Genomic DNA, 8,346 nt, shown 5'->3' with positions numbered 1-8,346 from the left:
GGCCAGACCGCATACCAACAGCCGTGGATTGATTCACGGTGGGCTGAACGCCGCGCTATCCGACAATGCGATGGGCTATAGCTGCGCACATGTCATGGGCGGAGCGTCGTCGCTGGTGACGATTGGGCTTGCGCTTGACTTCGTCGGTACCGCGCAGGTCGGACAATGGCTTTCGGTCGAAACCGACGTGATCAAGACCGGCAGCACGATTTGTTTCGCGCAGTGCTTGATAAAGGCCGACGGCCTGATCATCGCGCGCGCCAATGCGACGTTCCGGGTAACGTCGAAAAAGCACTGAGAGATCTATTTGCCGCCGAAGTGCCAGTCACTGACTTCGGTGACCAGATCGATGAAAGCCCTCACCTTGGCGGACAATAGCCGCGAGGTCGGATAGACGACATGGATTGGCAGTGGCGGTGGTTCAAACCGCGCCAGCACGATTCTGAGGCGACCGGCCTTGATCGCCTCCGCCGCCTGATAGGCGAGCACCCTGGTCAGGCCGCCATCCCGCTCGGCGTACTGGATTGCGGCGTCCGCGCTGTTCGTGACCAAACGCGGCGCGCAGCTCACGCGAACTTCGTGGCCATCTTCGACAAAACGCCAGTCCGGACCGACGGTCGCCGCGCCGAACTGGATCGATTGATGCGCGGCGATTGCGGCGGGCGTGACCGGTTCGCCGCGCAGCTTGAGATAGCCTGGCGATGCCACCACGATACGCCGCATCTCGCCGACATGGCGTGCGACCAGCGTGGAGTCGGCGAGATGGCCGATCCGGATGGCGAGGTCGACACCGTCTTCGACCAGGTTGATGATTTGATCCGAAAGCCGCAATTCGGCAGAGACCTCCGGATATCGCTGCAAATACGAACACACGAGCGGGCTTACGTGGAGGCGTCCAAATCCGACGGGCGCCGATATCACCAGGCGACCGCTCGGCCGGGTGCGCTCGCCCTCGGCGGCGCCTTCCGCCTCCTCGAGATCGCTAAGAATTCGCCTGACCCGTTCCAGGTATCTGGCGCCGACATCGGTCAGCGTCACCGATCGGGTGGTCCGCTGCAATAACCGCGCGCCGAGACGATCTTCCAGCGCGGCAATCAGCCGCGTCACCGCGGATGGCGATACTCCAAGCTTGCGCGCCGCCGGCGCAAATTTCTGCAGGTCGGCCACCGCGACAAACGCCTGCATGGCTTCGATCCGGTCCATCCGATCATTTCATAAGTTGCAACAATGAAGTGTCAATTCGCAACATTGTGTACGTTTGGAAATCAGCCATGTTTGGGGGAGAGCCAGGCGTGTTCAGCGCCTGGGACCTCCGGAGATATTCTGATGCCAGAGAGCGATGCGTTTTCCAGTGACGTCGCGTTCACGCCCGCGGTGAAGGCGATCCAGGCCCGCAAGGGATCGCGCGACCGCTACGCACAGATGGAGCAAGGCGGCGGCTGGCGCACCGAAATCGACGAAAATCTCACGGCGTTTCTTGCCGGGCAGGACAGCATGTTTCTGGCGACCGCCACCGCGGAGGGGCAGCCCTATATCCAACATCGTGGCGGCCCAAAGGGCTTCATCAGGATTCTGGACAAGAACACGCTGGCGTTCGCCGACTACGCGGGCAATCGACAATACATCACGCAAGGTAATCTCTCGGAAAACTCGAAAGCCAATATATTTCTGATGGACTATGCCCATCGCCGCCGGGTGAAGATCTGGGGCGAGGCGCGGGTGGTCGATGACGATCCGGCGCTGCTGCAATCGCTCATGCCGCGCGGCTACAAGGCGCGTCCCGAGCAGGCGATCCTGTTCAAAATTTCCGCCTGTGATACCAATTGCCCCCAGCACATCCCGCATAAATTCGACGCTGCGGATGTGGCGGCGGCGCTGGCCGTGCGCGATGCCCGCATCGCCGAACTGGAATCGGAACTGGCGATCGTGAAGGCCGGGCTATCGCCACCGGATGGATCCAGCTAAAAGCTGGCGCCAATGGAGACGCCGATCATTTCACTTAACGAAGCCAGCCCGTGCCAGGCCTGCGGCGCCTGTTGTTCCTATTCGTCGAATTGGCCGCGGTTCACCGTCGAGGACGATGCGGCGCTCGATCTGATCCCGGAAAAATTCGTCAACGAAAATCTCTCCGGCATGCGCTGCAAAGGCGACCGGTGCTCGGCATTATCAGGTCGGATCGGGGTGATGACCGCGTGCGCCGTTTACAATGTGCGCCCGGAAGTATGCCGGACCTGCATGCCCGGCGATGTCGAATGCGAAATGGCCCGCAGCCGGCATGGGCTGCCGACGCTTAGCGGCAATACATGACCAATCAGACCGCCGTTACGCCGGAACCGCGTCGCTCAGGTCCTGATCGAACTCATCTTCCATCGGCGCGAACGTACTGAGCGGCTTGGTCGAGAGCGTGATCGGCTTGCGATTGCCGAATGACGATGCGGGTACCGAGCGCGCGGCCGGTTCGCGGCACAGCGCGTATAGAGCCGAGCCGGCCCGCCCGCCGAACTGGATCAGTTCGCGCTCGCTGCAGCTTGCGGCAATTGATAGCGCCAGCGAGTGCAGATGGCTTCGGCGATAACAAAACAGCGCCAGCATCGCGCGGACATCGGAAGACACGCTCTCCACCAGTCGCGCAAGGCCGTGTTCATTGGCGCGGTACATCTCGCCGAGCAATTCCTCCCGGACCGGGCAAAAATCGTTGTCGAAGGCGTCGCGGCTTGAAAACATTTGCAAAATCTCCCCGTCCGCAGGATGCAATGCAACTGTCTAACGAACGGTTAACCAGGGCGGCGGGTAATTGGCGGGGTGTTTGGAGGAGCGCTTGAACGAAACACGCGAATCAGAAAGACGCGCGCCAGCTTGCCGCGCTCGCGTCGGCAATGCGAGCTAGATCAAACTACCGCCATGACAGCAGCAATGCCCTTCATCATTTCTGACCTGCGGCAGTGCCCGCAATTTTTCGATACGGTTGCCGAGCGGATTTGGCGGGCATGGTGGGAGCCGGACGGCCATCCGCTCGCTTATATCCAGACGAGGCTCCGCGAGAACCTGAATGGATCGCAGATTCCCTTTGCGCTGGTCGCCCACGCGGATAATGAATTCCTTGGCACGTCTTCGGCGATCGCGTCCGATGTCCCGGCCCGCCCGCAGTTTTCGCCATGGGTTGCGGCGGTGTGGGTAGAGCCGCACGCGCGCCGGCGCGGGATAGGTGCCGCTCTTGTCAGCCGTGCCGCGGGGGATTGTTTCGCGCTTGGCTTCAGCCGGGCGTATCTGTGCGCGCGACCGCCTCGTTCGGGCTTTTACGAAAGATTGGGCTGGCGCACGATCGAGCGGCATGTCGGGCCGGATCGGCTGAGTATCTTGATCCAGGATGCAGCTCCTGAACCCAGCGAGCTCAAGGGTTCGCGGCCATGAAGATCGACAGGCCGAAACCGGTCAGGTGATGCAGCGCCTGATCGATGCCGATCAGCGTCCAGAACCACGGGTTCTTGTTCTCCTGCGTCACGCCGAAGGTCGCGGCGCAAAATCCCTTGGCGCGATCGATGGTGATATGGATCGCGAAGTCGATGAACGCGACAAACCAGAACCGCGGCGCGACGATCAGGATCAGCGCCATGGCCACCGCAAAATGCACCAGGCAATGCGCCAGCAACGGCAGCGCCCAGCCGGTCTTCTGATCCTTGCCGATCGCCATCCACGAACTCTGCAAAACGAAGTCGGCGATGATGTGCTTGAAAGTCAGAAGCAACATCCATCCGACCAGCGCAACAACCGGAACTGACGAGATCGGGTGAAACAACAAGCTGACGCCTCGCTGCAGGTGATCCAGGATACGAAGAGGTGGCGGCGTTCAGCGCGACTTCTTGTCAAACTCCGGGCATTGGGCCCGGTATTCGGCTTTTATGACATCTCCCGGTCCGGAATGCACGTTGAGGAACTCAAAAAACCGCATGTGTGATGTTAAGGCGATATGGCCCGAAACGAACCAGCGCGCCGGCGGTAGGGTTACCGGAGCGGCCGATTTGCAATCCGCATGGGGGCGGATATCATCCGCGATAGAATATTATCGTTCTTTTTTAGATATTTACAAAGTCGGCGAGCGGTCCACGGCGCGATCAGGCTGGGAAATCTCCCGATCACGGTTTGGTAAAAGCCATGAGTGCTGACGTCCCGCCGCCGAATGCGGACAAGCCGCCTGCGCGATCTCAGGTTGTCAGAACCAATCGCCGGCAGGTGCTGTTGTTTGCCGGACTGACGCTGATTCTCACGGTAGCGACGGTGGCTTGGGGCGGCCGCAGCTGGCTGAGGAATTCCGAGACGCTGGTATTCGCGGTCGGTGACGGCAACAGCCTCGAGGCTCGGTTTGCCGGCAAACTTGCCGCGGTGCTCAAGAATACCAACTCGCGGCTGCGTCTCAAGATCGTTGACCATTCCGATTCCGCCAAGGCGCTCGCCGCATTCGACCATAAGCAGGCCGATCTGGCGATGCTGCGCAGCGATGCAAAAGTGCCGCCGCGCGCCCGCGCACTCGCTATCCTCGAACATGATGTGCTGCTGCTGATCAGCCCGGGTAGCAAGAAGATCAAGTCGCTTGCCGAGTTGAGGAAAAAGAAGATTGCCGTGCTGGCGGACGGCGAGAACAACGCGGCGTTTGTCCGCAACGCACTCGAAATATCCGAGGGGCCCGATGGTAATTCGCGAGTTCAAGTGGTGCCGTCGAATTCGAGCCTGGACAAGCTGTTCAGCCCGAACGGTTACGGCGCGGCCATTGCGATCGCGCACGCCTCGACGCTGATGAAAGACAAGCGGTTCGAGCAATACGCCCGGCATGGCGGCTTCACTGTAAACGCAATCGACGAAACGAAAGCGCTGGCGCGGCGAAATCCGTGGATTTCGGAGGAAACGCTGCCGACCGGCATGTTGTCATCCTCGCCGGCAATCCCGGATGACGATCTCGACACCATCGGACTGCAATGGCTTTTGGTCGCGCAGTCAAAAATGACGCCGACGACCGCAGGAGATCTCGCGCGCGCGATCTACGAAAACAAGACTGAGCTCGCGCTGGAGCACGGCTTCGGCTCGAGGATTGAACCAGCCGATACCGACAAGGACGCCTTTGTCATCGCGCACCCGGGTGCTGCCGAATATATCAACGACGATACCAAATCGTTCATGGACCGCTACAGCGACCTGCTGTATCTCGCTGCGGCCGCTCTCAGCGTCATCGGCTCGATCTTTGCCGGCATCTACACCAAAATTACCAGGGTCGCGCCTGAGAAGGCCAGCGAGCTCGCCACCGCCATTCTCGATGTCGGCGAGCGGATCGAGCACGCGAATTCGCTGGATGCGCTCGAAGCGCTACAGGACGAGCTCGAGGAAATCCTTCGCGGCGCGGTGGTCGGGCTTCGCGATGGGACCATCAGCAGCGACGGGCTCGACACGTTCAAGCTTGGCTACCAGTTTGTGCGCGACGAAATCGGCCTGCGACGCGCTCACCTGAAGCGCCACGCCGGCCACGAGGACAATGTAGTCGTCGTAAAGACAGCTCAAAGCGCCTGACCCAAAACCGGGCGGTTATTCCGCCGCGACGTTGGCGGACGCAAGCGCCCTGCTCCTGATCTCCGCAATGCAACGCTTGAGCGCAACCTGGCGCGGATCGGGCATGGCGGCGGCACGCGCCTCGGCTATCGCGCCAGCAAGATCAGCCAGAGGCAGCACGCCATCAAACGTCGGCTTGGCCAGACCATTTATGATCGCGTGCCAATCGGCCAGCCCCTGGCGATAGGAGTCGCCATAGCCCTGGATCATGGTCGCCGTTTGCACGATCGCGGAGGCCGCTTTTGGCTGTTTTTCGAGGCTGCGGCTGATCATGTGCAGCCAGCGTTCGACCCAGGCGTGCTCGCTTTTGTAACGCCCGGAGAACCGTCGCCACCGCCGCAAGGACGCCTCGATCTTCAGACGGCGAATGCCCCACGGCGTCTTGGTGCTGAAGCGGATCGCCACCGGCCGGTGTGTCCAGCCGACCCATTCGAGCACATCGAGCACTGGCTGGGCGACCGCCGTGGGGAGCGCGCCGATCAACTCATCGAGACGGAACTTCAGGCGCATGATTTCGGCGGACGGAGCGCGCGGGTCGCCGGCCGCCCTTTCGAATTCCGCGAGCTGCTGCTGTGCGATCCGGATCGGATCTTCATAACTCATGCGCAGAGCCATCAGCCGGGCGATTTCTCGGAGCATGTCATCGTCGACGCCGTGCCGCCCCACGAACCGCCGTACCCGATCCACATAGAGCTGCGCGTAACTCGATCCCTGATAATCCATCAGCAAATGGATGCCGTCACTGACCTCGGATACAACCGCGTCCGGTAAGCCCTCGGGCAGGAAGGGCGGCGCCGTGTCTTCCTCGCCGATGAAATCAGCGAGCAGGTAGCGGATCGAGGAGAGGAAGTTTCCCAATTTCTGCGTCCGGTTGATCAAGCGCGATTCGGCGCAGCCGCCATCAGCGCTGCGGCCTGTTGGGCGAGCCGCTGCTCAAGCTTCTCGATGTTCTGAAACAGCCGCGCACTGGAAAGGCGCAGGAAGTAAAAGCCGAAAGCCGGGTTCTGAACGTACAGCTCCTCGACCTTGCTATAGCTGACACTGAGGATCACGCCGGCTTCGACGCACTCCAGCGTTTGCGTCCGCACGTTCGAGGGCGACAGCATGCCGAGTTCGCCGACGATGGCGCCAATGGGAAATTCGATTCCCGATTCGACCAACCTGAACCGGCCGCTAACAATATAGAGCATGTCTTCGGCCTTCTCGTCCTTGTAGAACAACACGTCCCCCGCCGCGCATTTGCGTTCAGTCATGAACGGCTTCAGCCATTCCATCGAAAGATCGCTGTTGACGGACCTTTTCACATCGCGCACCAGCTGAAGCATCTGGTGCAGCCGGTACGAATTAAGCACCAGCACTAGCGACTGCACCACAATCACCAGATAGCCGCGGGTCGGAATCGCAAACGCAATCAGCACGATGTTGGAGAGAATGCCGAACAGCCGCAGCGGAATCATGGTCCGCATTGTGGTGGTCGCAACCACGAAAACGGACGCGAACAGAGCGCTGGCGGTGCCGGCGTGTTCTGAGAGATGTGAGGTATCCATCGGGTCCAACTCAAGTTTCGGGGAGTGAATGGCTCAGGGGTTTTGTTGCATTGCGCACCCGTTATAACGGGCCATAATAGTGCCAGCGGGAGCATTTGATATACGGCCAAAGGGCGACCATTTGTCCGGATTCTATCCCGAACACGACCGAAAAATTCCCGCCGACTGGGTGCCAGCCGAGCGCGGGGCCGGCGTCCGCTCGCCGGGAGGCTCGGCCGATAACTCTGTTTTCCGCACCTCGTTGACGATCTCGCCTCTGTTCGGCAGGTTGGGGCGAAGAATGACCGCGCCCCGGTCTTTTAAGTATCGGCTCAACGCTCGATGTCGAAACCGTTCGCGTTCCCTGCTCTGGCGCAACTGATGGCCGCAACGGCCGGACGTAACATGACGGTCGCAGCCTATGTGGCGCTGACGGCCGGCATCATCATGATACTCGTGCTCACGGACCAGCCCGCTTATGCGGCTGCACCCGCCTGGGTCAATGCGGTGCTGTGGGCGTGCCTGGCTTTCTTCGTATTCGAATGGGTGGTCCGGCTTCGCAGTGCTCGCCTAGCCGGGCGCGGTTTGAGTTATGCGTTGTCCGGGCGCGGACTCGTTGACGCCATCGGCGCTGTGGCAATACCGCTGGCGCTCGCCTTTGGGGCTGAGCCAAAAACCGCATGGCTACTCGGCGTGTCCTGGGTGCTGAAGGTGGTTCCCGGCGTGCCGGGATTGCGGCAGCTACGCCGGGTTCTGGTGCTGGAGTCCGGGCCGCTGCTGAGCGTGCTGGTGATCTTGCTCATGGTGCTGTTTCTCGCCTCGGTCGCGGTGTACTACGTAGAGCGCGACGTGCAGCCAGCCACTTTCGGAAGCGTGCCGGCTGCCTTGTGGTGGGCGGTGGTGACCCTGACCACCGTGGGGTACGGCGATGTGGTGCCGATCACGCCGCTCGGGCGGTTTATTGCGGCTGTTGTGATGATCTGCGGGCTTGGCGTTTTCGGCCTCTGGACCGGTATTCTCGCCACTGGTTTTGCCGCCGAAACCCGGCGCGACAATTTCCTGAAAACATGGGAGTCGGTGAGCAAGGTCCCGTTCTTTGCCGCACTCGGGCCGGCGGCAATCGCCGATGTGACGCATATGCTGCGCATCATGGATCTGCCGTCCCGAACCATGATCATCCGCAAGGGCCAGGTTGGCGATTGCATGTATTTCATTGCCGCGGGAG

General features: G+C 61.0%; 11 protein-coding genes. 6 read left to right on the top strand and 5 right to left on the bottom strand.

What is annotated here, in order from left to right; translation table 11 throughout:
• Positions 1-298: PaaI family thioesterase (locus VJV58_RS14535; protein ID WP_324138061.1), on the top strand; the 298-nt coding region annotated here is incomplete at its 5' end.
• Positions 299-303: 5 nt separating this feature from the next.
• Here VJV58_RS14535 and VJV58_RS14530 read toward each other — a convergent pair.
• A complete protein-coding gene (locus tag VJV58_RS14530; RefSeq protein WP_324138060.1) occupies positions 304-1,203 on the bottom strand; it encodes a LysR family transcriptional regulator in 900 nt (299 codons plus the stop codon).
• Positions 1,204-1,326: 123 nt separating this feature from the next.
• On the opposite strand from VJV58_RS14530, the gene VJV58_RS14525 reads away from it, so the two are divergent.
• Together VJV58_RS14525 and VJV58_RS14520 are read left to right on the top strand one after the other, a co-directional pair.
• The gene (locus tag VJV58_RS14525) at positions 1,327-1,965 is read left to right on the top strand and encodes a pyridoxamine 5'-phosphate oxidase family protein (RefSeq protein ID WP_324138059.1); all 639 of its coding nucleotides are present in this window, start codon (positions 1,327-1,329) and stop codon (positions 1,963-1,965) included.
• A gap of 12 nt (positions 1,966-1,977) precedes the next feature.
• Positions 1,978-2,307: a YkgJ family cysteine cluster protein gene (locus VJV58_RS14520; protein WP_324138058.1), complete on the top strand. Its 330-nt coding sequence runs from the start codon at positions 1,978-1,980 to the stop codon at positions 2,305-2,307.
• A 15-nt stretch (positions 2,308-2,322) separates the two neighbouring features.
• Here VJV58_RS14520 and VJV58_RS14515 read toward each other — a convergent pair whose 3' ends face one another.
• Entirely contained in the window at positions 2,323-2,724 is a 402-nt protein-coding gene (locus tag VJV58_RS14515) for a hypothetical protein (protein WP_324138057.1), read from the bottom strand.
• Positions 2,725-2,901: 177 nt separating this feature from the next.
• Between VJV58_RS14515 and VJV58_RS14510 the strand changes: the two genes are divergently transcribed.
• The gene (locus VJV58_RS14510) at positions 2,902-3,411 is read left to right on the top strand and encodes a GNAT family N-acetyltransferase (protein WP_324138056.1); all 510 of its coding nucleotides are present in this window, start codon (positions 2,902-2,904) and stop codon (positions 3,409-3,411) included.
• Here the strand turns inward: VJV58_RS14510 and VJV58_RS14505 are convergent.
• Positions 3,392-3,748 carry a DUF3307 domain-containing protein gene (locus VJV58_RS14505; RefSeq protein WP_324138062.1) on the bottom strand — a complete coding sequence of 119 codons (357 nt, stop codon included), beginning with the start codon at positions 3,746-3,748 and terminating at the stop codon, positions 3,392-3,394. The genes VJV58_RS14510 and VJV58_RS14505 overlap by 20 nt on opposite strands.
• Before the next feature lie 404 nt (positions 3,749-4,152).
• Here VJV58_RS14505 and VJV58_RS14500 point away from each other — a divergent pair, with 404 nt between their 5' ends.
• Positions 4,153-5,556, top strand: a complete 1,404-nt coding sequence (locus VJV58_RS14500; RefSeq protein WP_324138054.1) for a TAXI family TRAP transporter solute-binding subunit — start codon at positions 4,153-4,155, stop codon at positions 5,554-5,556.
• Positions 5,557-5,571: 15 nt separating this feature from the next.
• On the opposite strand, the gene VJV58_RS14495 is transcribed toward VJV58_RS14500, so the two are convergent.
• Together VJV58_RS14495 and VJV58_RS14490 are read right to left on the bottom strand one after the other, a co-directional pair.
• Positions 5,572-6,453, bottom strand: a complete 882-nt coding sequence (locus VJV58_RS14495; protein WP_324138053.1) for a DUF6537 domain-containing protein — start codon at positions 6,451-6,453, stop codon at positions 5,572-5,574.
• A 17-nt stretch (positions 6,454-6,470) separates the two neighbouring features.
• Complete coding sequence (locus VJV58_RS14490) at positions 6,471-7,142, bottom strand: cyclic nucleotide-binding domain-containing protein (RefSeq protein WP_324138052.1); 672 nt, start codon at positions 7,140-7,142, stop codon at positions 6,471-6,473.
• 321 nt (positions 7,143-7,463) lie between these two features.
• Here VJV58_RS14490 and VJV58_RS14485 point away from each other — a divergent pair.
• Positions 7,464-8,346 (top strand): cyclic nucleotide-gated ion channel (locus VJV58_RS14485; protein WP_324138051.1); only part of this gene is annotated, 883 nt, incomplete at its 3' end.

This window comes from Bradyrhizobium sp. (assembly GCF_035273305.1).
Taxonomy (GTDB): domain Bacteria; phylum Pseudomonadota; class Alphaproteobacteria; order Rhizobiales; family Xanthobacteraceae; genus Bradyrhizobium.
The sequence above is the reverse complement of the archived record's forward strand: the minus strand, read 5'-3'. Positions and strand labels throughout refer to the sequence as shown.

Excerpts from the sequence above, each read along its gene's own strand:
- VJV58_RS14530 (WP_324138060.1), bottom strand. The coding sequence starts at position 1,203 with ATGGACCGGATCGAAGCCATGCAGGCGTTTGTCGCGGTGGCCGACCTG.
- VJV58_RS14525 (WP_324138059.1), top strand. The coding sequence starts at position 1,327 with ATGCCAGAGAGCGATGCGTTTTCCAGTGACGTCGCGTTCACGCCCGCG.
- VJV58_RS14520 (WP_324138058.1), top strand. The coding sequence starts at position 1,978 with ATGGAGACGCCGATCATTTCACTTAACGAAGCCAGCCCGTGCCAGGCC.
- VJV58_RS14515 (WP_324138057.1), bottom strand. The coding sequence starts at position 2,724 with ATGTTTTCAAGCCGCGACGCCTTCGACAACGATTTTTGCCCGGTCCGG.
- VJV58_RS14510 (WP_324138056.1), top strand. The coding sequence starts at position 2,902 with ATGACAGCAGCAATGCCCTTCATCATTTCTGACCTGCGGCAGTGCCCG.
- VJV58_RS14505 (WP_324138062.1), bottom strand. The coding sequence starts at position 3,748 with ATGTTGCTTCTGACTTTCAAGCACATCATCGCCGACTTCGTTTTGCAG.
- VJV58_RS14500 (WP_324138054.1), top strand. The coding sequence starts at position 4,153 with ATGAGTGCTGACGTCCCGCCGCCGAATGCGGACAAGCCGCCTGCGCGA.
- VJV58_RS14490 (WP_324138052.1), bottom strand. The coding sequence starts at position 7,142 with ATGGATACCTCACATCTCTCAGAACACGCCGGCACCGCCAGCGCTCTG.